We start from the raw sequence: 23703 nt of genomic DNA, 5'->3' as shown, positions 1-23703 counted from the left end.
GTCCGTCCGAAGGCGGCGCCGCGCCTCAGACCCGGCGGCCGTCCTCGCCGAAGACATGGGCCCGCTCGACGTCGAAGCCAAGCGGCAGCCTCTCGCCGGCGCGGATGTGGCGCTGGCCGTCGAGCAGCAGCGTCGCGTTCTGGCCGTCGGCGGTGCTGGTGTAGACCACCGTCGAGCCGCCGAGATGCTCGACGAGCTGCACCGAGGCTTCACCGAGGCTCGCGCCGTTGTCGCGCGCTTCCACGTGCTCGGGCCTGAGGCCGAAGACGAGCGGCTCGCCCGTCCGCGCCGCGAGCGGCCGCTCCAGGGTGAGCGCGCGCCCGGCTACCTCGATGGTGCGGTGCGAGGGATCGCCGTCGGCGAGGCGGGCCTTCAGAAAGTTCATCTTCGGCGAGCCGATGAAACCGGCCACGAACTGGTTGGCCGGGTTGTTGTAGAGGTCGAGCGGCCGGCCCACCTGCATGATGCGTCCGTCGCGCAGCACCACGATCTTGTCGGCCATGGTCATGGCCTCCACCTGGTCGTGCGTCACGTAGATCATGGTGCTGCCGAGCGTCTGGTGCAGCTTGGCGATCTCGACGCGCATCTGCACCCTGAGCTCGGCGTCGAGGTTCGACAGCGGCTCGTCGAAGAGGAAGATCTTGGGCTCGCGCACGATGGCGCGGCCGATGGCGACGCGCTGGCGCTGGCCGCCGGAGAGCGCCTTGGGCCGGCGCTGCAACAGATGGCCGATCTGCAGGATGTCGGCCGCCTTCTTCACCCGCGCCTCGATCTCCGCCTTCGGATAGCCCGCCGTCTGCAGGCCGAAGGCGAGGTTCTTGTAGACGTTCATGTGCGGGTAGAGCGCGTAGGACTGGAACACCATGGCGATGCCGCGCTTGGAGGCCGGCACCTCGTTGACGCGCTCCCCGTCGATGCTCAACTCCCCCGCCGAGATGTCCTCGAGCCCGGCGATCATGCGCAGAAGCGTGGACTTGCCGCAGCCGGACGGGCCGACGAAGACCGTGAACTCGCCCGGCTCGATGGCAAGGTCGATGCCGTGGATGACCTCGACGGAACCGAACCTCTTCTCGATCTTCGCGAGATTGATGCTGCTCGCCATGGTTCTCGTCCTCCCGTTCAGGCGGCGGGCCGCCAGCTCAGGTATTTGGGATGCGCCGCATCGAGCGGCAGGGCGACGTCCTCGCCCGTCGCGTCGGAATGGTAGAAGGCCGTCACCAGTTCGAGCGCCCGGCGCGCATCAAGGCTCGTCACCGGCGGCGGATCGCCGGCGAGGAGCGCCCGGTGGAAGGCCTCCATCTGGCCGTTGAAGCGCCGGCCGACGGCCGGGAAGCCGGCCAAGAGCTCATCGATCTGCCGGCCCACCACCTCGTTCGCCGGGATGATGCGCCAGGGGCCGTCGCCGGGCGAATAGGGTGCGTGCGTGCTCTCGAAGGTGACGTTCTCGAAGGACAGCCGCAGCCGGCTGATCTCCTCGTGCGAGCCGAGGGTGGCGGTCGCGGAGACGAGGGCGCCCGAGGCCATCAGCCAGCTCGAGGAGACGCAGTCCTCCACCTCGATGGCGTTGACCCGCGTCGCCGTGCGGGCGAACAGCCGCTCCACCGGCCCCATGAGGAAGGTCATGAGGTCGTGGATGTGGATGGCGTGAGTCATCAGGACGCCGCCGAGTTCGGTCGCCCAGCGGCCCCGCCAGGGATTGTCGTAATAGTCGGGCCCCCGCTTCCACAGGGTCTCGCAGGTGCCGACATAGGGCTTGCCGGCAAGGCCGCTGTCGATGATGCGGCGGGTCTGCATGGCGCCGTCGCCGTAGCGGTACTGGAAGATCGGCATCAGCCGGCCTTTGGCCTTCGCCTCCGCCGCGATGATCTCGTCGACCTCGGCGAGCGAGCCGACGAGCGGCTTTTCGCAGACGACGTGCTTGCCGGCGGCGAGCGCCTTCAGGACCATCGGCCGGTGCGTCGCCGGCGGCGTCGAGATGTCGATGATGTCGACATCGTCCATGGCGAGGAGCTGGTCGAAGTCGCGGCAGCGCCGCGGCACGTCGAATTCCTCGGCGACGGACGAAAGGCGCGTCTCGTCGAGATCGCAGACGGCGAGGACGCGGTACTTGTCGCCGTGCGGCTCATAGCCCTCGACGATGTGCGAGCGGCCGATGTTGCAGCCGACGACGGCGACGTTGAAACGCTTGGTCATGATTGCGCCTCCGCGAGGGCCTGGGCCTTGAGGGCGATCTCCATGGCGGCGAAGCAGCGTGCCTGCGGCATCGCCGTCTCGGTGCGGTTGCGGATGTCGGACACGAGCTGATCGCCATAGGGCAGCGGCGTGTCCGAGCAGTCGATGTATGTCACGCCCTTCCGGTCGGTGAGGAAGAGGTGGTCGGTGCCCGGCCGCCCGGCGACGTCGATATATTTGCGCAGCTCGATCATGCCGTCCGTACCGGTGAGGAAGAGGCGCCCGTCGCCCCAGGTCGACAGGCCGTCGGGCGTGAACCAGTCGACGCGGATGAAGCCGCTGGCGTCCTTCGTGGCGAGATGGATGTCGCCCTGGTCCTGCAGGCCCGGCCGGTGCGGATGGGCGCGGTTGGCGACGCTCGCCGACAGCACCTCAGCCGTCTCGGCCCCCGTGAAGAACAGGAACTGCTCGCACTGGTGCGAGGCGATGTCGACGAGGATGCCGCCGTAGCGTCGCCGCTCGAAGAACCAGGCCGGGCGCGTCGCCTCGCGCAGCCGGTGCGGGCCGAAGCCGGTGACCGAGACGACCTTGCCGATGGCCCCGGCCGCGACGAGCTCGCCCGCCTTCACCGTGGCGCGGTTCTCGAAATGCTCGGAATAGAGGATGGAGAGGATGCGCCCGGTCTCGGCCTGCACCGCCTTGACCTCGGCGAGTTCCTTCAGCGTCACCATGCCCGGCTTGTCGAGCATCACGTCCTTGCCGGCGCGCATGGCGGCGATGGCGAGCCCCGCCCGCTCGTCGGGAATGGCCGCTGTGACGATGAGGTCGATGGCTGGATCCTCCAGCGCCCGGCGCCGGTCGTCGAGCCGCGGCGCGCCGGGATAGCGCGCGCCGAAGGCCGCCGCGAGGTCGTCCTCCCCGGCGAAGTAGCCGGCAAGCTCGGCTCCTGCCCTCAGGAGGCAGTTCACCTGCCCGTAGATGTGATCGTGGTTGAGGCCGACGGCGGCGAAGCGAACGGGTTTCATGGGACGCGGGGCCTCAGCGTTTCATGCCGGTGGTGGCGATGCCCTCGATGAGCAGTCGCTGGAAGAAGAGGAAGAAGAGGAAGACCGGCACGAGCGACAGGTTCGACATCGCGAACAGCGCCGACCAGTCGGAGGTGCCGGTCGAGTCGACGAAGGAGCGCAGGCCGAGCTGCACCGTGTAGGTGTTGATGTCGTTGAGATAGATGAGCGGGCCGAAGAAATCGTCCCACGTCCAGATGAAGGAGAAGATCGCCGCCGTCGCCAGCACGGGCAGCGAGAGCGGCAGCATGATGCGGAAATAGATGCGGAAGGGGCCGCAGCCGTCCATCACCGCCGCCTCGTCCAGTTCGCGCGGGATGCCGCGGAAGAACTGCACCATCAGGAAGATGAAGAAGGCGTCCGTGGCGAGATATTTCGGCACGATGAGCGGCAGCGGCGTGTTTACCCAGCCGAGCTCGAGGAACAGGATGTACTGCGGGATGAGCACCACGTGATAGGGCAGCATCAGGGTGCCCAGCATCAGCGCGAACCAGAAGTTGCGCCCGCCGAAGCGCAGCCGCGCGAAGGCGAAGGCGGCGAGCGAGCAGCCGAGGACGTTGCCGATGGTCGCCAGCACCGAGATGACGAGCGAGTTCCAGAAGAACTGGCCGAAGCTCACCTGCAGCCCCATCCAGCCGCGCAGGTAGCTGCCGAAATCGACGCTCGAGGGAATGAGCGAGGTCGTGCCGAAGAGCTCGTCCTGCGGCCTGACCGAGCCCGAGACCATCCACAGGATGGGATAGAGCATGGCGATGGACGCGGCGATGAGCGCCCCGTGGATCAGCAAGGAGCGTGTGCGGGAGCGCCGGCCGCGTGACGGCGGGGCGGCCGTGACGGTGGCGTCAGTCATCGTAGTGCACCCAGTAGCGCGCGCTGAGGAACGAGAAGGCCGTGAACAGCGCGATGATGACGAGCAGGATCCAGGCGAGCGCCGCGGCATAGCCCATGCGGAAGAAGCCGAAGGCCTCCTGGTAGAGGTAGAGCGTGTAGAACAGCGTCGAGTTGATCGGCCCGCCCGTGCCCTCGCTGATGATGAAGGCCGGGGTGAAGGCCTTGAACGCCTCGATGGTCTGGATGACCGCGTTGAAGAAGACGACCGGCGTCAGGAGCGGCAGCGTGATCTTGAAGAACTGGCGCGCCTTGCCCGCCCCGTCGATCTCCGCCGCCTCGTACATGTCGGTCGGGATCTGCCGGAGGCCGGCGAGGAAGATGATCATCGGCGAGCCGAACTGCCAGATGGAGAGGACGACGAGCGTATAGAGCGAATAGTCGGGATTGGAGACCCAGCTCGGCCCCTCGATGCCGAAGGCCTTCCAGAGCAGCATGTTGACGAGGCCGTCGGAGGCGAAGAGCTGGCGCCACAGCACCGCAATGGCGACCGATCCGCCGAGCAGCGACGGCAGGTAGAAGATGGCGCGGTAGACGGTGAGCCCGCGGATGCCGCGGTTGAAGGCCATGGCCACGGCGAGCGCGAAGACGAGCTTCAGCGGCACCGACAGGACGACATAGATGAAGGTGACCCGCATCGCGGCGGCGAATTTCGGATCGTCCGTCGCGATGCGCACGTAATTGGCGGCTCCCACCCAGTCCGGCGCCCGCAGGAGGTCGTAGTTCGTGAAGGACAGGTAGAGCGAGACGAGCGCCGGCCCCAGCGTCAGGCCGAAGAAGCCGATGAGCCAGGGGGCGAGGAAGAGATAGCCCGGCGCATTGCGGGCCAGCATCCGCCTCAGGGCGCCCCGTCGCGGTGCGGCGGCGGGGCGGGCCTCGTCCACCCAGACGGTGGGATGAACCGTCATGGCCGGCGCCTCAGCCGCGCTTCAGGATGGTCTGGGCTTCGCGCACCAGCTTCTCGCCGCCGGCCTCCGGCGTCGCCCGGCCGAAGCCGACCTCCTCGGCGACGCGCTTCAGCGCGAAAGCGAGCTCACCCGCGCCGGGCGGGGGCGGCGGCGGCAGCGCGCCGACACCGGGCGTGATGTCGGCGATGTATTTCACCATCACCGAATCGAGGTCGTTGAGCTTGGGCGCCAGCCCGTTGCGCATCGATTCGGAGGCCGGCACGCCGCGCTCGACGCCGAGGATCTCGACACCGGTCGGATTCGCGACGAGGAAATTGGCGAAGGCCACCGCCGCATCCGCATGGGCGGAGCCGTTCGCCACGCTGATGAGCATGGAGGGCTTCAGATAGTGGCCCGACGGCGACTCGGCGCTCACCTTCGGATAGGAGCTGACGCCGAGGCGCGACTTGTTGAGCTTCTGATAGCCGATGTACTGGTTGGAATGGGCGAAGGCGGTGGCCGCCTTGCCGGTCGTCAGCGGGTTGGTCTCGATGTTGAGCTGGTCGAGCGCCTGCACGTCGGCGGGCACGCAGGCGCCGCTCTTGCGCATCTCGGCCCACATGGCGAACCACTTCCCCGCATCCGCCGGCTCGAAGCCGAGCGCTCCGTCCGCCGTGAACAGCGCCTTGCCCTGCTGCCTCAGCCAGTTCTCGAGCGCGGGCTCGACGCCGCTCGCATCGGCCGAGGCATAGAAGCCGGGCTTCGTCTTCTTGGCGCTCAGCGCCGCGCCCTTCTCGGCGAATTCCTCCCAGGTCGTTCCCGGCTTCGGCGGCTCGATGCCGGCCTTCTCCCACGCCGCCTCGTCGTAGAGGACGATGCTCGAGTTGACCCCGAGATTGACGCCGTAAAGCTTGCCGTCGACCCGCCCGGAATCGATGTTCATCTGCCCGAAGTCGGCGATGTTCAGGGACTTGTCGAGATAATCGTCGAGCGGCTTCAGCGCCCCGCGCCGGGCGTATTCGAAGATGTAGCGGTAGTCCATCTGGATGAGGTCCGGCGCGTTGCGCCCGGCGACCTGGGTGGCGAGGCGCGGCCAGTAGTCGCTCCAGCCGGCGAACTCGCCGGTGATCGACACGTCGGAGGCGACGCCCTTGTAGGCCTCGATCGCCTTGAAGGTGCGGTCCGCCCGCTCCTGCGAGCCCCACCACAGGAAGCGCAGGCGCGCCGACTGGGCCCATGCCGGACCGCCGCCGAACGCCGCGAGCGACAGGGCCGCCGCGCCACCGGAAAGTACACTTCGCCTGCTGAGCGTGATCGACATTCGCGTGTCCTCCCTCAGGACATCCCCGCCGGAAGCGGGACGGGATATCGGCTTTTTCGCCGTTTTATAACCGTTCAGTTACAAACGTGACCGTGGCGGGGCGCTTTGTCAAGCGCCGATCGCACCCGGCGCAAAATGCCCGCTCCGGCCATTGGAGCATCCTGCGGCCGACGAGGTCCATCATGGCCGGGCTCTTGCCCTTCCGAGCCCCTGTGAAGCGGCCACGCGGGACGGTACATGGCCAAGCCCGACCGTTTGCCTGCTTTTTGAGCGGTGCGGGCATCCGGCACCGCGGGAATCGCGCGTGCCTGCGCCGCGCCCGGTGCCGCGCCGCGGCGGGAGCGCCCTTTCGCCTCTTGACAGGGAACGCTTTCGGCTTCCACAAATCACCAACCAGTTACAAAATGCCGCTGCGAACCGGCGCCCGGGAACCGCGGCGCGGATGCTGCCCCGGATGGCGTCTGCGCCTCCGGCGGAGGAGGAAACGGTCATGGCTGAGGGTTCCAACCGCACCCGTTACGCGCTCGTCGGCGTGGGCAATCGCGGCACCACCATGTGGGGCCGCGAACTGCTCGCGGGCTGGGGCGACTATGTCGAACTCGTCGGCATCTGCGATCTCAACCCGATGCGGGCGGAGCGGGCCCGGGCCATGATCGGCTCGGCCGCGCCGCTCTATGCGGACTTCCAGCAGATGATGGCCGAGCTGAAGCCCGAGCTCGTCGTCGTCTGCACGCCGGACGACACCCATGACGACATCATCGTCAAGGCGCTCGAGGCGGGCGCCGACGTCATCAGCGAGAAGCCCCTGACGACGACGGCCGAGAAGATCGAGCGCATCCGCGCGGCGGAGCAGCGCACCGGTCGGCGGGTGGACGTGTCCTTCAACTACCGCTTCGCGCCCACCGCCGCCCGCATCAAGGAGCTGATCGACGCCGGCGCCATCGGCGAGGTCGCCTCGGTCGACTTCCACTGGTACCTCGACAACCAGCACGGAGCCGACTACTTCCGCCGCTGGCACGCCTTCCGCGCCCGCTCGGGCAGCCTCTTCGTGCACAAGGCGACGCACCATTTCGACCTGCTGAACTGGTACCTCGATTCCGACCCCGTCGAGGTGAAGGCCCACGGCGAGCTGCTGCATTACGGCCGCAAGGGGCCGTTCCGCGGCGAGCGCTGCCGGACCTGCCCGCACAAGGCAAGGTGCGACTATTATCTCGACCTCTCGGCCGATCCCTTCCTCGACACGCTCTACGAGGAGCCCTCCGCGGTCGACGGCTATTTCCGCGACGCCTGCGTCTATCGCGAGGAGATCGACATCCCCGACACGATGACGGCGACGATCCGCTACGCCAGCGGCGTGCAGGTGTCCTATTCGCTCAACACCTACATGCCGGTGGAAGGCCACCACATCGCCTTCAACGGCCACCGCGGCCGCATCGAGCTGCGGCAATACGAGAAGCAGCCGTGGGAAGCGCCGGCGGTCGACGAGATCCTGCTGATCCGCAGCTTCGGCGGCGGTGTCGAGCGCATCCGCGTGCCGCACGAGCCGGGCGGCCATTACGGCGGCGACAACCGCATGCGCGACATGATCTTCAGGCCGGGCGCGGACGACAGGCTGCGCCAGCGCGCCGGATCCCGCGCGGGTGCCATGTCGGTGCTGTGCGGCATCGCCGCGCTCGAGAGCGCGACGAAGGGTGGCGCCTGCGCCGTGCCGCCCCTGCCCGCCTGAGGTCAGCTGCGCCGACCGGCCGCCTGGCGCAGATAGGCCATGTTGGCGGCGACCTCGGACGGCGGCAGGCTCTGGGCCAATACCTGCTCGGCCTCGCCCATCTTGCCCTGCAGCCCCAGCACCAGCGCCAGGTTCTGCTTCACGCGCCCGTCCGCCTGCGGATGGGCGGTCGCCTGCCGCAGCACGCGCTCGGCCTCGGCGGGCTGCTTCGACAGGGCGTAGGACAGGCCGAGGTTGGACAGCACGCTCGGCTCGCCCGGCACGATCTTGAGGGCGGTGAGGTAGTAGCGCTGGGCCGCCGCATGGTCGCCGAGCTGGTCGGCCACCGTGCCCTGCGCCGACAGGACGCGCCAGTCGGGCTTGTCCGGCGTATGGGCGCGGGCGAGCACCCCTTCCGCCTCCTTGAAGCGCCCGACGTCGATGAGCGCCTTGCCGTAGGCGGCGAGCACCTCGTGGTCCTTGGGGCTGTGCAGCGCCGCCTGCTGCAGCACCGCGACGGCCTGCGAGCGCTGGTCGAGCGCACGCAGCGCCTGCGCGTAATTGAGCGCAGCCTGTTTGTCCGTCGGCCGCGCCTCGTAGCGCTTGCCCCAGTCCTGCGCGGCGGCGCGCCACTCGGCCTCGCCACGCGCCGTCGGCGCCTGCGGCTCGGCCGCACGCGAGCCGATCAGGCCGATGGAACCGGTGACGTCCCCGCGCGACAGGCAGCCGCCGAGCGAAAGCGCAAGGACCGCCATCGCCACCGAGCGCCCGAGAACGACCGACGCACGCCGCCGAGCCGCAGTCGGCCTGCAGGATTGAGCCGCCATGATCGCCCCCATACTGACATCGCATCAATGCGCCCGATGCCATTGATAGATCGTTAACCCTAACGAGGCGTTAACCGGGGCCGGCGGGGGGAAGAACCGCGCCTCGGTCGTCGCTTCGGCTGCCCGGCGGCAGGTCGGCAGCGCCCTATGCCTATTGCGCAGGCACCCCTGCTCATTCTTCGGGCTTCCAGATTCCAATATGCGAGAACATCATTCTCATATGATGGAACAGCCGCTCACGGACGACGATATCGCCAGGGCGCTCGGGCGCAGGCTCAAGGGGCTGCGCCGCAAGGCGGGGCTGACGCTCGACGCACTCGCGGAGCAGGCAGGCATCAGCCGTGCCATGATCTCCCGCATCGAGCGCGGGGAATCGAGCCCCACCGCCGTACTGCTCGGCCGGCTCTGCGCCGGGCTCGGCGTGAGCCTCGCCTCGCTCTTTGCACGCGAGGCGCCTGTGGCGAGCCCCCTGCAGCGGGCCGGGGAGCAGCCCGTCTGGCAGGATCCCGAAACCGGCTACGTGCGGCGCGCCGTCTCGCCCTCCGGCACCGGCTCGCCGGTCGAGATCGTCGACGTGACGCTGCCGCCCGGGGCGCGGGTCGCCTTCGACCACCCGTGGCTGTCGCGCGGCATCGACCAGCATGTCTGGGTGCTCGACGGCACGCTGGAGAAGACCGTCGGCGACGAGGTCTTCCTGCTCCACACGGGCGACTGCCTGCACATGCGGCTCGACCGCCCCAACGTCTACCGCAACCCGGGCACGCGGCCGGTGCGCTACGCCGTCGTGCTCGCCCCCGTCGATGAGCGCAAGGGCTGAGACGCCATGAACGAAGCCGCCACCGTCGCCGAAGGATCACCTACTGACTCCGCCGCCATCCGCCCGCTGACGGCCGGCGAGGCGATCGCCCGCCTGGGCGAGCTCGCCGCCGTACTCGTCGATGCCGTGGTGCACGGCGCCTCGGTCAACTTCCTCGCCGGTCTGACGGCGCAGGAGGCTGCCGCCTTCTGGCGCGGCCAGCTGCCGGGCATCAGTGACGGCAGCCGCGTGCTCTTCGTTGCGGAGGAGGACGGCCGCATCGTCGGCACCGTCATCCTCACCTATGCCCACCAGCCCAATGCGCCGCACCGGGCCGAGATCGGCAAGATGCTGGTGCTCGCGAGCCACCGCCGCCGCGGCATCGGCAAGCGCCTGCTGAGGGCGGCGGAGGAGACGGCTCGCGCCGCCGGTCGCACGCTCCTCCTCCTCGATACGCAGACGGGCAGCGCGGGCGAAGCCCTCTACCGCGCCTGCGGCTGGCACGCGTTCGGGGTGGTGCCGGACCATGCGCTCGCGACCGACGGCGTGCCCGCGGCCACCACCTTCTTCTACAAGAAGCTCTGATCCATGCCGACCATTCGTCCTGCGCGCGAGGCGGACATTCCCGCCATCCTCGCCCTGCACAACCACCACATCCTCAACAGCCTCGCCATCTGGCGCTACGAGCCCGCCGATCTCGACGAGCGGCTCGGCTGGTTTCGCGAGCGCACGCAAAAGGGCTTTCCGATCCTCGTCGCGGACCTGCCCTCGGCGGAGGTCGCCGGCTTCGCCACCTACGGGCCGTTTCGCACCGGCGCTGGCTATGACGGCACGGTCGAGAATTCCATCTATGTGCGCGACGACGTCCAGCGCCGAGGCGTCGCGGCCGCCCTGATGGAGGCGCTCATTGCGGAAGCGAGGCGCGACGGGCGCGCCGTGATGGTGGCCGCCATCGGCCTGCCGAACGATCCCTCGCGGGCCCTCCACACCCGCTTCGGCTTCCGCGAGGTCGGTTGCCTCGAGGGGATCGGCCGCAAGTTCGGCCGCGCGCTCGACCTGCTCATGATGCAGAAGGATCTGTGATCCTGCGCCACGCGGCAGCGCAGATGGACGGCCGCCTCGCATGAATCTCCCCCTGCCGCAGCGATGCACACCCGTCCCGCTCGTCCGCCCCGCCGCCCTCGCGGCGGCACCGCGCCCGTGCTATCGACGACAAGTTCATCGAGGAGGACCCGTGACCGTGCACGCGCTCGTCGCCGCCATCGACACCCCTTCCATCGCCGTTCACCTCGTGCAGCCGGAGAGCTGGCCGGGCGTGCGCGACAGCCTGCCGGCGAGCGCCCGCGCCTTCGCCGAGGCGCACGGCTTCGAGCCGAAGCCGGGACGCTACCTCGCGCTGCCCGATGCCGAGGGCGCCATCGCGGCCGTGCTGTTCGGCATGGATACGGCGGACAGCCGCCGGGCGGACCCCTTCCTGGCCGGCAAGCTGCCCGGCCTCCTGCCCGAGGGCACCTATCATTTCGCCACGCTGCCGCCCGGCACCGCCGAGACGGCCACGCTCGCCTTCCTCCTCGGCGCCTATCGCTTCGAGCGCTACCGCGACAAGAAGGACGGCGGCTGCCGCATCGTCCTGCCCGAGGGCGTCGACGGCGACGAGCTGGCGCGGATCGCCGAGGCGGTGACGCTCGGGCGCGACCTCGTCAACACGCCGACCAACGACCTCGGCCCGGACGGCATCGAGGAGGCGATCCGGGCGCTCGGCACGCGCTTCGGCGCCGAGGTGCGAACAATCGTCGGCGACGAGCTCCTGAAGCAGAACCTGCCGATGATCCATGCGGTCGGCCGCGCCTCGGCGGTGCCGCCGCGCCTCGTCGACCTCACCTGGGGCGCGGCCGATGCGCCGAAGATCACCCTCGTCGGCAAGGGCGTCGCCTTCGACACCGGCGGGCTCGACATCAAGCCCTCCAGCGCCATGCTGCTGATGAAGAAGGACATGGGCGGGGCGGCGGCCGCCATCGCGCTCGCCCAGATGATCATGGACGCGCGCCTGCCCGTGCGTCTGCGCCTTCTCGTCCCGGCGGTCGAGAACGCCATTTCCGGCGCCGCCTTCCGGCCCGGCGACATCCTTCAGAGCCGCAAGGGCATCACGGTCGAGATCGGCAATACCGACGCCGAGGGCCGGCTCATCCTCGCCGATGCACTCGCCCTCGCCGACGAGGAGGCGCCTGAGCTCATCGTCGATTTCGCCACGCTGACCGGCGCCGCGCGCGTCGCCCTCGGCCCGGACCTGCCGCCGCTCTTCACCCGCGACGAGGGCCTCGCCGGCGACCTGCAGCGCCTCGGCCTCGCCGTCAACGACCCGCTGTGGCGCCTGCCGCTGTGGGGCGCCTACGATTCCATGCTGGAATCGAAGGTCGCGCAGGTGAACAACGTCTCGAGCGGCGGCTTCGCCGGCGCCATCACCGCCGCGCTCTTCCTCCAGCGCTTCGTCGAGAAGGCGACGGCCTACGCCCATCTCGACATCTATGCCTGGAACCCCTCGACGAAGCCCGGGCGGCCGGAGGGCGGCGAGGTCCAGGGCGCGCGGGCGCTCTACGCCTATCTCAGGGAGCGCTACGGCTCGCTCGGCTGACCTTCGCCGGCCTGCGCATGGCGCCGCAGGCCCTCGACGACACGCTCGGCCGCCCGTGACAGCGGGCGGTCGACGAGCGTGATGATGCCGACCGCCCCGAGGTCGAGCGTCAGCTCCACCGGCAGGACGGCGAGAAAGCCGCGCTCGATCCACGGCGCCACGGTGTTGCGCGGCAGCACGGCGAGGAAGTCGCCCGCCAGCAGCAGGTTGATGGTGATGTCGACGGAATCGGTCTCGATCGCCTGCACCGGCGAGGGCAGGCCGGCCCGGCGCAGCATGTCCTCGAAACGCGCATGCAGCACGCTGCCCGGCGGGTGCACCACCCAGGGCCCGTCCATGAGACGGCGCAGCTCGAGGTTGCGCAGCGCAAGGTCCGCCGCCCGCGCGGCGATGGGGTGATCGGCCCGGCAGACCACCACCTGCCGCTCGTCGACGAGGAATTCGAACGACAGGTCGTGCCGCTCGCTCGTCACCGGGATGCGCCCGACGACGAGGTCGAGCCGCCGCTCGCGCAGCGCCGCGAGCAGCGTGCCGCTCGTGCCGAGAACGAGCGACAGCGCGATCGGATCGCTCGCACGGTGCAGCGACACGGCCGTGGCGCTGATGAGGCCCGGCACGGCGCCGACGATGGAGCCGAGGCGCACGCGCCCGCCGCGGCCGCTGGCGATGGCCGCCAGCTCCTCGCCCGCCGCCGACAGCTCGGCGACGATGTTGCCGGCCCGGCGCAGCAGCGCGTCCCCGGCCGCAGTCGGCCTGAGACCGCGCGGCAGGCGCTCGAAGAGGCTGGTGCCCACCGCCTCCTCCACCTGGGCGAGCAGCTTGGACGCCGCCGGCTGGCTGATGTGCACCGCCTCCGCCGCGCGATGCAGGTTCGCGTGTTCGCCGATGGCGACGAGCAGTTGCAGCTGGCGCAGCTTGAACCGCCGCACGGCCGCCTCCAGCGCCGGTGACGCGGCGGCCCTCGCCCGTTCCCCTGTCGCCATGTCGATATCCATTTTCATATCGATTGATCGAAGAAAGCGATTAGGCGGTTATCGATCTTTCGTCTAGAGCCATTCTCAAGAGCTGCGCCGCCTAGAGCCCGTTCCGATCAGATTGCATCGCAATCCAGTCGGTAAAACGGTCTCTTCTTAGAGTTCAGAGCCGGCCGGATGCATCGGAGGAATGTTCGAGGATGGATCGATGACCGACTATAAGCCGACCGTCGCCTTTCTCGGCCTCGGCCTCATGGGCGCGCGCCAGGCGCGCCGCCTGATCGAGGCCGGCTGGCCGCTCGTCCTGTGGAACCGCTCGCGCGAGAAGGCCGAGGCGCTCGCCCCGCTCGGCGCCCGTGTCGCGGCGAGCGCCGCCGAGGCGGTGGCGGAGGCCGACATCGTCATCACCATGCTGGAGAACGGCCCCATCGTCGAGGACGTCGTCTTCGCCCAGGGCGTCGCCGGCGCGATGCGGCCCGGCGCCGTTCTCATCGACATGAGCTCGATCAAGCCCGCCGAGGCCCAGGACCATGCGGCGCGCCTCGCCGAAAAGGGCATCGCCTATCTCGATGCGCCCGTCTCCGGCGGCACGGTGGGCGCCGAAGGGGGCACGCTCGCCATCATGGTGGGCGGCGACGAGGCGGTCTTCGACCGCATCGCTCCCGTCTTCGCGCCCATGGGCCGGGCGACGCGCGTCGGCCCGCACGGCGCCGGCCAGCTCGCCAAGCTCGCCAACCAGATCATCGTCGGCGTCACCATCGGCGCCGTGGCCGAGGCGCTGATGCTCGCCGCGCGCGGCGGCGCCGATCCGGCCAAGGTGCGCGAGGCCCTGCGCGGCGGCTTCGCCGAGAGCCGTGTGCTCGACCTGCACGGCGCCCGCATGGTGGAGCGCGACTTCACGACCAAGGGCCGCTCCGTCACGCATCTCAAGGACATCGACAACGCCCTCGATGCCGCCGAGCGCCTCGGCCTGGCGGCGACGCCCTTCACGGCCGCGACCGCCGACCTCTTCCGCGGCCTCCTCGCCAATGCCGGCGATCTCGACCACTCGGGCCTCCTCGTGGAGCTCGAGCGCCGCAACCCCGCCAACTGATCGACGCCGGGACAAGGACCCTCACCCCATGAGCAACGGCACCAAGAAGAAGCTCCGCAGCCAGGAGTGGTTCGGCAAGCAGGACAAGCACGGCTTCCTCTACCGCTCGTGGATGAAGAACCGCGGCTTCCCGCAGGACCAGTTCGACGGCCGCCCGGTCATCGGCATCTGCAACACCTGGTCCGAGCTCACCCCCTGCAACTCGCATTTCAAGACCATCGCCGAGCACGTGCGCTGGGGCATCCTGGAGGCCGGCGGCTTTCCGCTCGAGTTCCCGGTGATGTCGCTGGGCGAGACGCTGCTGCGCCCGACGGCGATGCTCTACCGCAACCTCGCCTCGATGGACGTGGAGGAATCGATCCGCGCCAACCCGCTCGACGGCGTCGTGCTGCTCATGGGCTGCGACAAGACCACGCCCTCGCTCCTCATGGGCGCGGCGAGCGTCGACCTGCCCACCATCGGCATCTCCGGCGGCCCCATGCTGCGCGGCATCTACCGCGGCAAGCACATCGGCTCGGGCACCAACACCTGGTCGATGAGCGAAGACGTGCGCGCCGGCAAGATGACGATCGAGGAGTTCCACGAGGCCGAGGCCTGCATGCACCGCTCGCACGGTCACTGCATGACCATGGGCACGGCCTCGACCATGGCCTGCATGGTGGAGGCGCTCGGCGTCGGCATGCCGGGCAACGCCGCCATCCCCGCCGTCGACGCGCGCCGCAATCACCTCGCGCGCGAGGCCGGCCGGCGTATCGTCGAGATGGTCAACCAGGATGTCGTCCTGTCGCAGATCCTGACGCGCGAAGCGTTCGAGAATGCCATCCGCGCCAATGCCGGCATCGGCGGCTCGACCAATGCCGTCATCCATCTCATCGCCATGGCGCGCCGCATCGGCGTCGAGCTCGACCTCGACGACTGGGATGAGCTCGGCCGCGACGTGCACTGCCTGGTCGACCTGATGCCGTCGGGCCGCTTCTTGATGGAGGACTTCTACGAGGCCGGCGGCCTGCCGGCGGTGCTGCGCGAGCTCGGCGAGCGCGGCCTCCTCAACAAGGATGCGCTCACCGTCAACGGCCGCACCATCTGGGAGAACAACGAGAACGCGCCCTGCTGGAACCGCGAGGTGATCCACAGCTTCGATGCGCCGTTCAAGCCGGACGCGGGCATCGCCGTGCTGCGCGGCAACCTCGCTCCCGACGGCGCCATCATCAAGCCTTCGGCGGCCTCCCCGCACCTCATGAAGCACACCGGCCGGGCCGTCGTCTTCGAGGACATCGAGGACTTCCACGCCCGCATCGACGACGAGAACCTCGACATCGACGAGACCTGTGTCATGGTGCTCAAGAATTGCGGGCCCAAGGGCTATCCCGGCATGGCCGAGGTCGGCAACATGCCGCTGCCGCCCAAGATCCTCAAGAAGGGCATCACCGACATGATCCGCATCTCCGACGCGCGCATGTCGGGCACGGCCTATGGCACGGTGGTGCTGCACACGGCACCCGAGGCCGCCGCCGGCGGGCCGCTCGCGCTTGTTCAGAACGGCGACATGATTACGCTCGACGTCGCCGCGCGCAGCCTCACCCTGCACGTCTCCGACGAGGAGCTCGCCAGCCGCCGCGCCGCCTGGCAGCCGCCGGCGCCGCACACCGACCGCGGCTACGTCAAGCTCTACGTCGACCACGTGCTGCAGGCCAACGACGGTGCCGACCTCGACTTCCTCGTCGGCAAGAGCGGCTCGGCCGTGCCGCGCGACAACCATTGATGACGGGAGGAATGCCGATGTCCCTTCGCCTCGTTCAGTTCTTCGATGAAGCCGGCATGCGGCGCGTCGGCGTGCCTTCCGACGACGGCCGCCGCCTTGCCGTGCTCAACGATACGCAGAGCGTCTATGCGCTGGCGCTCGACGCGGTGGCTGCGAACACGCCGCTCGTCGAGCTCGTGCGCAAGCGGCTCGGCGACAAGAGCGTCGACTACGACGCCGTCATCGCCGACCGCCGCCTGCTGCCGCCCATCGACCATCCGGACGAGACCCGCTGCCACGTCACCGGCACGGGTCTCACCCATCTCGGCAGCGCCGACACGCGCGACAAGATGCACAAGTCGACGGTGGAGGCCGACGAGGCGGCGCTGACCGATTCCATGAAGATGTTCCGCTGGGGCATCGAGGGCGGCCGTCCGGCCGCGGGCGCCGTCGGCGTCCAGCCCGAATGGTTCTACAAGGGCAACGGCCGCTTCATCGTGCCGCCGGGCGCCCCTCTCGTCTCCCCGGCCTTCGCCGAGGATGCGGGCGAGGAGCCGGAGCTCGCCGGCCTCTACGTCATCGCCCCGGACGGCACGCCCGTGCGCGTCGGCTTTGCCCTCGGCAACGAGTTCTCCGACCACGTCACCGAGCGCAAGAACTACCTCTTCCTCGCCCATTCCAAGCTGCGCCAGAGCACCTTCGGCCCCGAGGTGCTCATCGGCCCGCCGCCCGCCGACATCCGTGGTACCAGCCGCATCCGCCGCGACGGCGCGGTGCTGTGGGAGAAGCCCTTCGTGACGGGCGAGGCCAACATGTCGCACAGCTTCGCCAACCTCGAGCATCACCACTTCAAATATGCCGAGCACCGGGTGCCCGGCGACGTGCACGTCCATTACTTCGGCACGGCGACCCTGAGCGTTGCCGACGGGGTGCGCACGCAGGAGGGTGACATCTTCGAGATCGAGGCCGAAGGCTTCGGTCGCCCGCTGCGCAACCCGCTCGCCATCGCCCGCGAGCCAAAGGGCCTCGTCGCCGTCCGCGAGGCCTGAGAGCCCATTTTCCGGGGCGGACCGCGTCCGCCCCCGGCGCACCACGTGCACAAGCTGCCTTCAACTCGACTGCCCGGCCCGCGCCCGTGGGCCGGGCAGTCGACTAGCAATCGACACGACGTTTGATGTGCGGCCCTGCCATGCGCCGCACGTGTCGATTGCGGGAGGGGTTGCATGGGTCACCGGCTTGGATCAGCGGCGACGGCCGCATTCCTCGCGATCTGGTTCGCCGGCTGCATGACGGCCGGCCCGGGCACGCAGGCGACCGCGACCATCGCGGCTGAGACGTCGCAGGCCGGACGCCTCATCTTCCTCGCCGAGGATATCGCCGGCCGCGGCGAGACGCAGACCGCGCTCGCGCTCTATGACCGCGCCGGCGAGATCGCCGGCGACGATGCGGCGCTCCACGCCCGCCTCGGCGACGCCTACCTGCGGCTTGGCGAGAACGAACGTGCCGAGCGCGCCTATTCCACCGCCCTCAGGCTGAAGCCGGCGGATGCCGCGGTCCTGCTCGGCCTCGGCTCGGCCAAGTTGCGCAAGGGCGAGACGGCGCAGGCCCTGGCGCTCATCGCCAAGGCGGCGCCCCAGGTTGGCAGCGCCGCCGCCTACAACCGCCTCGGCGTCGCCCACACTCTCGCCGGCGGTTTCGCCGAGGCCGAGGCGGCCTATCGCAAGGCCCTCGCGCTCGATGGCAGGGACCTCGACATCAAGACCAATCTCGCCCTCGTCGCCGCCCTCGCCCGCCGCGACGGCGAAGCACAGGCGCTCATCGCCGAGGTCGTCGCCCAGCCGACGGCGGAGGAGCGGCACGTCCGCGCCCGGGTGCTCGTGCTCGCCCTGACCGGCAAGGGCCCCGAGGCGCGGAAGACGGCCCATCGCGGCCTCGACCAGGGCGACGTCGACAAGCTGCTGTCCCAGGCGAGGACAATCGCGACCTCGGGCGATGCCAGGGCCAAGGGCGCGGCCCTCGGCGCCGTGATGATCTGAGACGTGAGGCACGGCCCGTCACTTGTCGGCCGACACGCTCTTGCCGGGGTCGCGCTCGCCGCCGGTCAGGTACTGCTGCGCCGCGCGGAAGGTCGGCAGGCCGGGCGCGCGGCCCATGCGGCGGCCGTAGACGAGGTCGCGCTGGCGCTCCGTCATGCGCATCAGGTTGTAGGCATTGGCGCAGCCCGGCGGCAGGAAGGGCCCGAGGTCGCTCGTCTCCGTGGGATCGGGGGTCATGCACGCCTCCGGGACGAGGCCGTTGACCGGCACGGTGACCGCGGAGCGCCCGGCGCGCCCGGCCGCATTGCCGTAATGGGGCGAGTAGTCGGGCGGCGTCCGCGCGCAGCCGGCAATGGCAAGGGCAGCAACAAGGGCAGCAGCAAGGGCGGCCGCAACGGCGCAGTGCCGCGAAATCATCGTCATCGTCCTTCTCCGCCGTTATTTGAAGATGAGGCCGGAGGACGGCCCCTTGACCACCCGCGCGGCGGCCTGCTGGCCGAGCGCCTGGCGCGGCCGGTCGAGCGGCGTCGCCAGGCGCTTGTCGCCGACCGGGGACACGATGTAGGGCGTGATGAGGATGACGAGCTCGCTCTCGTCCCGGCGAAAGCTCTGCGAGCGGAAGAGCGCCCCCAGGACCGGCAGATCGCCGATCATCGGGATCTTCTCCAGCGACTGGGCGAGGTTGCGCTGGAAGAGGCCGGCGATGGCGAAGGTCTGGCCGCTCGCCACCTCCACCGTCGTTTCCGCCCGGCGCACGGAAAGGGCGGGAATTTCGAGCCCGCGCAGCTGGACGGCACCGGCCGCGGACAGCGTGCTGACCTCCGGCCGCACGCGCAGCGCGATGCGGTCCTCCTGCAGGAGGATCGGCGTGAAGGCCAGGGAGACGCCGAACGGCTTGTAGCTGATGGAGAGCGCCTGGTTCTGGCCCGGCACCGGGATGGGAATCTCCCCGCCTGCGAGGAAGGTCGCCTCCTGCCCCGTCACGGCCGTCAGGTTGGGCTCGGCCAGCACGGTCATGATGCCGTTGCGCTGCAGGGCCTGCACCAGCACGTCGACATTGACGGAACCGAAGCCGCCACTCCCGCCGCCCCCCTTGTTGACCGTGCCGAGCGAGAAGAAGCCGGCGCGGAAGGCGAGGTTCCAGTCGATGCCGAGCACCGTGAGATCGTTGCGCGAGATCTCGGCGAAGCGGACGCGGATGTTGACCTGCTGGGATCCGGCGACGGTCATCCTGTTGTAGGGCGTCTGCCCGTCCGGCGAATAGGCGTTGGCCACCTCGCCGACATCGATCGCCTCGGCCACGGAGCCCGTGTTCCCGCGCGCGACGAGGCGCTTGCCGAACAGCGAGACGTCGACGTTCGACTGCGGCTGAAGCGCGCCGACGGCCTCGTTCGGCGGCGTACTGTCGACGACGACGCGCAGCCTCACCTCGGCCTGCAGCTCGTTGTTGGGGGACAGGGCGATGAGATTGGTGACGCCCGGCTTCTTGCCGAACACGTAGACCGCATTGGGCGTGACGACCTTGAGGTCGGCGATGTCCGGATCGGCCACGAAGACCGAGGCGGCCGGCCTGTCGAGATGCAGCATCCGTCCCTGGCTCACGGAGAGGTCGAGAACCCGCGGGGGCGCCGCCTGCAGGCTCCGCGCTCCGATCGTGATTGCGAAAAACACGCCGGAAACCACGACGACGAGGCGCAGCAGCACATATGTCATCGTCTGCCGGTCTATGCGCGCCGGCCCGACGCAAAGCCGGTCCCTGCGCTGCCACCATCTGGTCAGAAACATGATGATCCCCTGCTGATGTCGCAGCCCGAAGGGCCGCAGCCGGCCCGATTGCGCCAGCCGGGCATGCATCACCGATCGGCGGCGGTCCCGCTCGGCGTCCGCCCCGGTGTGCCTGTTACCTGCTGACAGGGAGCGGGAGCATCGGACCCGCCCGGCATGCGCCGGTCGGCGGCTGCTCCCTCGCGCCGGGACTGGCCCGACAACCGTGCGCAATTGGCATACAGATGCGGACGCCCGTCATGGCGGCACCCGGCGGGCAGCTTGCAGATGCTGTCACGGCGCCGGTCGTCCACAATAAACCCAGTCATCCACAGGCGGGACCGCGGAATCGCCGGTCATAGCGCGCCGGCGCGGACGAGCATCATGGCGACGGGGCGGAAGAGATTTTCCCGCAGCGGCTCGCCGAGGCCATGGGTGGCGAGGCCCGCGACGACATCGGCTTCGGCATCGGCCTCGATGCGCAGGCCGCGCTGCTGCGCCTCCTCGAGGGCCTGGGCGACCCGCGCGCCCTGGGCCTTGAAGACGACGGACGGGATCCCCTCCTCCGGCGTGTATCGGAGGCCGATGAGATGCTTGCCGTCGGTGACCACCAGCGACGTGGCGGCGAGGCCGAGCCGCACCGGCATGCGCGCCTGCTCCTGCCGCAGGCGCCGCCGCTCGGCCTGCATGTGCGGATCGCCTTCCTGGTTCTTGCGCTCCTGCTTCATCTCCGTCTTGGTCATGCGCATCTCATGCAGGAAAAGGCGGCGCTGCAGGAGGATGTCGGCGATGCCGACGGCGGCGAACACGCCCACCGCGACATAGGCCGTCGCCTTCAGCATCGCGACGAGCATCGGGCCGAAACAGGCAAGGCCGCAGGCCGGTATCTCCATCAGCGGCGAAAGCCACAGCCGGAGGACGGAGACGAAGGCGGCCGCCAGCACGACCACCTTGACGAGGCTCTTGCCGATCTCGACCCAGGCGCGCATCCCGAAGATGCGCTTGAGGGCGCTCGCGGGGCTGAAGGTTTCCGGCTTCGGCTTGATGGCTTCCATGGCGAAGAGCGGCCCGCCCGTCGCCGCCATGCCCGCCGCCAGGGCAAGGACGAAGGCGACCGCCAGGGCAGGCAGGACCAGGGAGATCCAGGCAGCCCCCGCCTCGATGAGCGCCGGCACGAGATCGTGCGGCGTGGCGGTGGCCCGCACCATGGCATCCGTAAGCGCCAGCAGCCGTTCGGCCCAGTTTTGCCAGAGGCCGCTGACGAGCAGCACGATCCCTGCCACGGTGGCGGCAGATACGAGATCGCCGGCCTTGGCGACCTGGCCTTTCTTGCGCGCATCCTGCAGTTTCTTGTCGGATGCCGGGAGTGTCTTCTCTTCGGATGAATCTGCCATTGCGCGGTACCGTTGCTCTGCAGGCCGCTGCTTTGCGGCGGAAGCCCGGTGGCAAGAGACGAGGCGGCTGCAGGGACGGGCCGCCCCGGCCGTGACGATCGATCAATACGCCGCCGCCAAATTCATTATTCACGAATATATTCAACGTATTTATTGATATAAACACCTTGAACGTTATGTTATCTACGCTCGGATGAGCGCAATGAATGATATATCACTCTCGCTCAACGCCGAGACGTAAGCTATTCACGATGGTATGTATTACCTTTGAAAGGATTTACTGATGACCATAAGCGCCCCTCCCATGACAACCCAGAGCGCGTCGTCCAGCGCTTCGGAGCTGGAGCAGTTCAGCACGCAGATGCGGCAGCTGCAGAAGGACCAGATGGCCTTCCAGCTCAAGGAAGCGCAGCGCACGATGATCGACAAGCAGATCCAGACTGTGATCGATAACAACAAGGACCGCGCGAACGCCGCCATCCAGGGCGCCCGCGTTCAGTAAGAACGGACAGTTTGCCTGCCCGCAGCATTTTATACGGTGCCGACTTCATGCCGGCACCGCGCCATTGCGATGCGCCCCTTGCCTTCACGTCATGATTTTTCGAGAGCCGCCATGCAGCTTCGAACCGCCACATCCAGCGGCCGGGCGAATGTCATCGACGCCGGACGGGCCGTCGCCACCCGCCTCGTGGCGGGCGGCGGGAAGCCGCAGGAGATGGCTGGCCAGCCTCCGGCCGGCCCCGCGCTCGCCGTCGTCAGCGGCTGCCATGCCGGCGCCTCGTTCCAGCTTCTGGACAAGGTCTACCGCATCGGCTCCACGGCGGAGGCGGACATCGTCCTCGCCGATCCCGGCATCGCGCCCGACCATGCCACCATCCGCATCGGCCGCGGCTCGATGAAGGTGGAGGCCCGCGGCGGTGACGTCGACGTCGCCGGCCATGGCCTCCTGCCCGGCGGCTACGGCCGCCTCGTGCGCCTGCCGGCGGAGATCACGCTTGGTGGCGCCACGCTGCGCATCACCGACGACCGCATGCCGCCGCTGCCGCGCGCCGTGCACCTCGCCCGCCGCGCCGCGCGCAGGCCCCTGCCTGTTGCCGGCCTCGCCCTCGGCCTCATCCTCGCGCTGTCGCTGCCGGTCATCCTGATGGAGCGGGGCCGCGGCGCCGGCGCGGATGCGGCGGGGCAGGCGGCCGGCACCGCGCCGCAGATGCGCCCGACGACACATGAAGCCGCGGAACAGCTGAAGTCGCGCATCGCTGCCGCCGATCTCGCCGGTCTCCAGGTGACGGCCGTCGACGACAGCCGGATTGTGGTCGCCGGCGTAGTCCCGGAAAGGAAGATGCCGGCCTGGACCGAGACGCGGAGCTGGTTCGACGCCACCTACGCGCAGAACCCGCTCCTGGTGTCCCAGGTGACGGCATCGGATTCCTTCCCCATCCAGGGCCTGCGCCTGCGCGCCGTCTGGTTCGGCGACACGCCCTATGTCGTGACGGGTGACGGGCGCAAGCACCACGAAGGCGCGGTGATCGAAGGCGGCTGGCGCGTCGAGCGCATCGACCGCGAGGCCGTCACCTTCGCTCGGGACGGCAATGTCGTGAGGCTCACCTACTGAAGCCCCCGCCCGACCGGGACTGAGGAACGAACGACGATGACGACGAGCAACATCGATCGGACGCGGCGCACCGTCCAGCCCGTCTCCCGGCCGGCGCCTGCGCCGCCCGCGAACCGCGACGTCGCCTCCTCCCCGGGTCGCGAGGCGCGGTCTCAGGCGAGCGGCGAGGTCCGGTCGCATCCCCTTGCCCCGGTCGGCCGCCGCCAATCCTCGACGCGAAGCAGGGCCGGCGTCGGCACGCCGCTGCCGAACACCGCCGAGGGGCTCGTCGAAAGCTATGTGCGCCCGCCGCCGGAGGACATGTCCCTGGTCGCCGGGCCGGCCTGCCTCGGGCTGCTCGATGCCATCGTGGCGGAGATCGTGCCCGTCCTCGAGGACATCCCCGGCGACGCCGCCGCCATCCTCGCGGCCGAGCGCGACCAGCGGCGCGATCTTCTCACCCGCCTCTACGCCATAGGGGGCGTCGCCTGAACGAGAAGCGGCATGAAGCGGCGCGCCTCCTGCGCGCCCTCGGACATTTCTACAGCCGCTACGGCCAGCACGGCCGGGGGCTGGAGCTGCTGCGGCTCGCCGAGCATCTCCTGCCCGACGACGTGGGCGTGCAGCGCAGCCTCGCGCAGGCGCTGCTCCTCGCCGGCCAGCCCGAAGGCGCGCTTGCCGCGATCGAGCGCCTCAAGCAGCTGGAGCCGGCCGTGCCGCCGGCCCTCAGGCTCCTCGAAAGCCGCGCTCTCTGGATGCTCGGGCGAGCGGGCCAGGCGCGCCGCGCCTTCATGGATTACGTCGAGCAACGCGGACCG

At 69.5% G+C, this 23703-nt stretch carries 24 protein-coding genes; 12 read left to right on the top strand and 12 right to left on the bottom strand.

What is annotated here, in order from left to right:
- Positions 1–25: 25 nt before the first annotated feature.
- The 6 genes from GGR16_RS10930 to GGR16_RS10905 form a co-directional block, all read right to left on the bottom strand.
- Entirely contained in the window at positions 26–1102 is a 1077-nt protein-coding gene (locus GGR16_RS10930; RefSeq protein ID WP_019403725.1) for an ABC transporter ATP-binding protein, read from the bottom strand.
- A gap of 17 nt (positions 1103–1119) precedes the next feature.
- A complete protein-coding gene (locus GGR16_RS10925) occupies positions 1120–2193 on the bottom strand; it encodes a Gfo/Idh/MocA family protein (RefSeq protein WP_019403726.1) in 1074 nt (357 codons plus the stop codon).
- The gene (locus GGR16_RS10920; protein ID WP_019403727.1) at positions 2190–3197 is read right to left on the bottom strand and encodes a Gfo/Idh/MocA family protein; all 1008 of its coding nucleotides are present in this window, start codon (positions 3195–3197) and stop codon (positions 2190–2192) included. The genes GGR16_RS10925 and GGR16_RS10920 overlap by 4 nt, the downstream gene beginning before the upstream one ends.
- A 13-nt stretch (positions 3198–3210) precedes the next feature.
- Positions 3211–4086 (bottom strand): carbohydrate ABC transporter permease, encoded by an 876-nt coding sequence (locus GGR16_RS10915; RefSeq protein WP_026015408.1) that lies wholly within the window; start codon positions 4084–4086, stop codon positions 3211–3213.
- A complete protein-coding gene (locus GGR16_RS10910) occupies positions 4079–4957 on the bottom strand; it encodes a carbohydrate ABC transporter permease (protein WP_019403729.1) in 879 nt (292 codons plus the stop codon). The genes GGR16_RS10915 and GGR16_RS10910 overlap by 8 nt, the downstream gene beginning before the upstream one ends.
- Positions 4958–5042: 85 nt before the next feature.
- A complete protein-coding gene (locus GGR16_RS10905; protein WP_183316609.1) occupies positions 5043–6332 on the bottom strand; it encodes an ABC transporter substrate-binding protein in 1290 nt (429 codons plus the stop codon).
- A 490-nt stretch (positions 6333–6822) separates the two neighbouring features.
- Between GGR16_RS10905 and GGR16_RS10900 the strand changes: the two genes are divergently transcribed.
- Positions 6823–8058, top strand: coding sequence for a Gfo/Idh/MocA family protein (locus GGR16_RS10900; protein ID WP_026015410.1), 1236 nt, complete (start codon positions 6823–6825; stop codon positions 8056–8058).
- 2 nt (positions 8059–8060) lie between these two features.
- Here the strand turns inward: GGR16_RS10900 and GGR16_RS10895 are convergent, their stop codons facing one another.
- Positions 8061–8792 (bottom strand): tetratricopeptide repeat protein, encoded by a 732-nt coding sequence (locus GGR16_RS10895; protein ID WP_053194034.1) that lies wholly within the window; start codon positions 8790–8792, stop codon positions 8061–8063.
- Between the two features lie 292 nt (positions 8793–9084).
- Here GGR16_RS10895 and GGR16_RS10890 point away from each other — a divergent pair, with 292 nt between their 5' ends.
- From GGR16_RS10890 to GGR16_RS10875, 4 genes are all read left to right on the top strand, one after another.
- Positions 9085–9681 (top strand): helix-turn-helix domain-containing protein, encoded by a 597-nt coding sequence (locus tag GGR16_RS10890; protein ID WP_019403597.1) that lies wholly within the window; start codon positions 9085–9087, stop codon positions 9679–9681.
- Positions 9682–9687: 6 nt separating this feature from the next.
- Positions 9688–10245 carry a GNAT family N-acetyltransferase gene (locus tag GGR16_RS10885; protein WP_019403596.1) on the top strand — a complete coding sequence of 186 codons (558 nt, stop codon included), beginning with the start codon at positions 9688–9690 and terminating at the stop codon, positions 10243–10245.
- Positions 10246–10248: 3 nt separating this feature from the next.
- A complete protein-coding gene (locus tag GGR16_RS10880) occupies positions 10249–10743 on the top strand; it encodes a GNAT family N-acetyltransferase (RefSeq protein WP_019403595.1) in 495 nt (164 codons plus the stop codon).
- Between the two features lie 157 nt (positions 10744–10900).
- Positions 10901–12292, top strand: coding sequence for a leucyl aminopeptidase family protein (locus tag GGR16_RS10875; protein ID WP_484483382.1), 1392 nt, complete (start codon positions 10901–10903; stop codon positions 12290–12292).
- Here the strand turns inward: GGR16_RS10875 and GGR16_RS10870 are convergent.
- On the bottom strand, positions 12274–13275 hold the full coding sequence (locus tag GGR16_RS10870) for a LysR substrate-binding domain-containing protein (protein WP_183316608.1): 1002 nt from the start codon (positions 13273–13275) through the stop codon (positions 12274–12276). The two genes, GGR16_RS10875 and GGR16_RS10870, sit on opposite strands and share 19 nt — an antisense overlap.
- Positions 13276–13474: 199 nt before the next feature.
- Here GGR16_RS10870 and GGR16_RS10865 point away from each other — a divergent pair, with 199 nt between their 5' ends.
- From GGR16_RS10865 to GGR16_RS10850, 4 genes are all read left to right on the top strand, one after another.
- Entirely contained in the window at positions 13475–14359 is an 885-nt protein-coding gene (locus tag GGR16_RS10865; RefSeq protein WP_019403592.1) for an NAD(P)-dependent oxidoreductase, read from the top strand.
- A gap of 28 nt (positions 14360–14387) precedes the next feature.
- Positions 14388–16121, top strand: a complete 1734-nt coding sequence (locus GGR16_RS10860) for an IlvD/Edd family dehydratase (RefSeq protein ID WP_183316607.1) — start codon at positions 14388–14390, stop codon at positions 16119–16121.
- A 17-nt stretch (positions 16122–16138) separates the two neighbouring features.
- The gene (araD1, locus tag GGR16_RS10855; protein WP_019403590.1) at positions 16139–17149 is read left to right on the top strand and encodes an AraD1 family protein; all 1011 of its coding nucleotides are present in this window, start codon (positions 16139–16141) and stop codon (positions 17147–17149) included.
- Between the two features lie 174 nt (positions 17150–17323).
- Positions 17324–18136: a tetratricopeptide repeat protein gene (locus GGR16_RS10850; protein ID WP_019403589.1), complete on the top strand. Its 813-nt coding sequence runs from the start codon at positions 17324–17326 to the stop codon at positions 18134–18136.
- 18 nt (positions 18137–18154) lie between these two features.
- Here the strand turns inward: GGR16_RS10850 and GGR16_RS10845 are convergent, their stop codons facing one another.
- From GGR16_RS10845 to GGR16_RS10835, 3 genes are all read right to left on the bottom strand, one after another.
- Positions 18155–18559 (bottom strand): hypothetical protein, encoded by a 405-nt coding sequence (locus GGR16_RS10845; RefSeq protein ID WP_019403588.1) that lies wholly within the window; start codon positions 18557–18559, stop codon positions 18155–18157.
- A gap of 15 nt (positions 18560–18574) precedes the next feature.
- The gene (locus GGR16_RS10840; protein ID WP_246372984.1) at positions 18575–19921 is read right to left on the bottom strand and encodes a type II and III secretion system protein family protein; all 1347 of its coding nucleotides are present in this window, start codon (positions 19919–19921) and stop codon (positions 18575–18577) included.
- Positions 19922–20256: 335 nt separating this feature from the next.
- Entirely contained in the window at positions 20257–21294 is a 1038-nt protein-coding gene (locus GGR16_RS10835) for an EscU/YscU/HrcU family type III secretion system export apparatus switch protein (protein ID WP_019403586.1), read from the bottom strand.
- Positions 21295–21577: 283 nt separating this feature from the next.
- Between GGR16_RS10835 and GGR16_RS10830 the strand changes: the two genes are divergently transcribed.
- From GGR16_RS10830 to GGR16_RS10820, 3 genes are all read left to right on the top strand, one after another.
- Complete coding sequence (locus tag GGR16_RS10830) at positions 21578–21796, top strand: hypothetical protein (protein WP_019403585.1); 219 nt, start codon at positions 21578–21580, stop codon at positions 21794–21796.
- A 111-nt stretch (positions 21797–21907) separates the two neighbouring features.
- Positions 21908–22906, top strand: coding sequence for a SctD/MshK family protein (locus GGR16_RS10825; protein ID WP_183316605.1), 999 nt, complete (start codon positions 21908–21910; stop codon positions 22904–22906).
- Positions 22907–22942: 36 nt separating this feature from the next.
- Positions 22943–23377 (top strand): hypothetical protein, encoded by a 435-nt coding sequence (locus GGR16_RS10820; RefSeq protein ID WP_183316604.1) that lies wholly within the window; start codon positions 22943–22945, stop codon positions 23375–23377.
- Here GGR16_RS10820 and GGR16_RS10815 read toward each other — a convergent pair.
- On the bottom strand, positions 23353–23694 hold the full coding sequence (locus GGR16_RS10815; protein ID WP_183316603.1) for a hypothetical protein: 342 nt from the start codon (positions 23692–23694) through the stop codon (positions 23353–23355). The two genes, GGR16_RS10820 and GGR16_RS10815, sit on opposite strands and share 25 nt — an antisense overlap.
- Between the last annotated feature and the right edge of the window lie 9 nt (positions 23695–23703).

Origin of the sequence: Chelatococcus caeni (genome assembly GCF_014196925.1) — a bacterium.
GTDB lineage: Bacteria > Pseudomonadota > Alphaproteobacteria > Rhizobiales > Beijerinckiaceae > Chelatococcus_A > Chelatococcus_A caeni.
This window is presented reverse-complemented; position numbering and strand designations above follow the sequence as displayed.

Excerpts from the sequence above, each read along its gene's own strand:
- GGR16_RS10930 (WP_019403725.1), bottom strand. The coding sequence starts at position 1,102 with ATGGCGAGCAGCATCAATCTCGCGAAGATCGAGAAGAGGTTCGGTTCC.
- GGR16_RS10925 (WP_019403726.1), bottom strand. The coding sequence starts at position 2,193 with ATGACCAAGCGTTTCAACGTCGCCGTCGTCGGCTGCAACATCGGCCGC.
- GGR16_RS10920 (WP_019403727.1), bottom strand. The coding sequence starts at position 3,197 with ATGAAACCCGTTCGCTTCGCCGCCGTCGGCCTCAACCACGATCACATC.
- GGR16_RS10915 (WP_026015408.1), bottom strand. The coding sequence starts at position 4,086 with ATGACTGACGCCACCGTCACGGCCGCCCCGCCGTCACGCGGCCGGCGC.
- GGR16_RS10910 (WP_019403729.1), bottom strand. The coding sequence starts at position 4,957 with ATGCTGGCCCGCAATGCGCCGGGCTATCTCTTCCTCGCCCCCTGGCTC.
- GGR16_RS10905 (WP_183316609.1), bottom strand. The coding sequence starts at position 6,332 with ATGTCGATCACGCTCAGCAGGCGAAGTGTACTTTCCGGTGGCGCGGCG.
- GGR16_RS10900 (WP_026015410.1), top strand. The coding sequence starts at position 6,823 with ATGGCTGAGGGTTCCAACCGCACCCGTTACGCGCTCGTCGGCGTGGGC.
- GGR16_RS10895 (WP_053194034.1), bottom strand. The coding sequence starts at position 8,792 with ATGGCGGTCCTTGCGCTTTCGCTCGGCGGCTGCCTGTCGCGCGGGGAC.
- GGR16_RS10890 (WP_019403597.1), top strand. The coding sequence starts at position 9,085 with ATGATGGAACAGCCGCTCACGGACGACGATATCGCCAGGGCGCTCGGG.
- GGR16_RS10885 (WP_019403596.1), top strand. The coding sequence starts at position 9,688 with ATGAACGAAGCCGCCACCGTCGCCGAAGGATCACCTACTGACTCCGCC.
- GGR16_RS10880 (WP_019403595.1), top strand. The coding sequence starts at position 10,249 with ATGCCGACCATTCGTCCTGCGCGCGAGGCGGACATTCCCGCCATCCTC.
- GGR16_RS10870 (WP_183316608.1), bottom strand. The coding sequence starts at position 13,275 with ATGGCGACAGGGGAACGGGCGAGGGCCGCCGCGTCACCGGCGCTGGAG.
- GGR16_RS10865 (WP_019403592.1), top strand. The coding sequence starts at position 13,475 with ATGACCGACTATAAGCCGACCGTCGCCTTTCTCGGCCTCGGCCTCATG.
- GGR16_RS10860 (WP_183316607.1), top strand. The coding sequence starts at position 14,388 with ATGAGCAACGGCACCAAGAAGAAGCTCCGCAGCCAGGAGTGGTTCGGC.
- araD1 (WP_019403590.1), top strand. The coding sequence starts at position 16,139 with ATGTCCCTTCGCCTCGTTCAGTTCTTCGATGAAGCCGGCATGCGGCGC.
- GGR16_RS10850 (WP_019403589.1), top strand. The coding sequence starts at position 17,324 with ATGGGTCACCGGCTTGGATCAGCGGCGACGGCCGCATTCCTCGCGATC.
- GGR16_RS10845 (WP_019403588.1), bottom strand. The coding sequence starts at position 18,559 with ATGACGATGATTTCGCGGCACTGCGCCGTTGCGGCCGCCCTTGCTGCT.
- GGR16_RS10840 (WP_246372984.1), bottom strand. The coding sequence starts at position 19,921 with ATGTTTCTGACCAGATGGTGGCAGCGCAGGGACCGGCTTTGCGTCGGG.
- GGR16_RS10835 (WP_019403586.1), bottom strand. The coding sequence starts at position 21,294 with ATGGCAGATTCATCCGAAGAGAAGACACTCCCGGCATCCGACAAGAAA.
- GGR16_RS10830 (WP_019403585.1), top strand. The coding sequence starts at position 21,578 with ATGACCATAAGCGCCCCTCCCATGACAACCCAGAGCGCGTCGTCCAGC.
- GGR16_RS10825 (WP_183316605.1), top strand. The coding sequence starts at position 21,908 with ATGCAGCTTCGAACCGCCACATCCAGCGGCCGGGCGAATGTCATCGAC.
- GGR16_RS10820 (WP_183316604.1), top strand. The coding sequence starts at position 22,943 with ATGACGACGAGCAACATCGATCGGACGCGGCGCACCGTCCAGCCCGTC.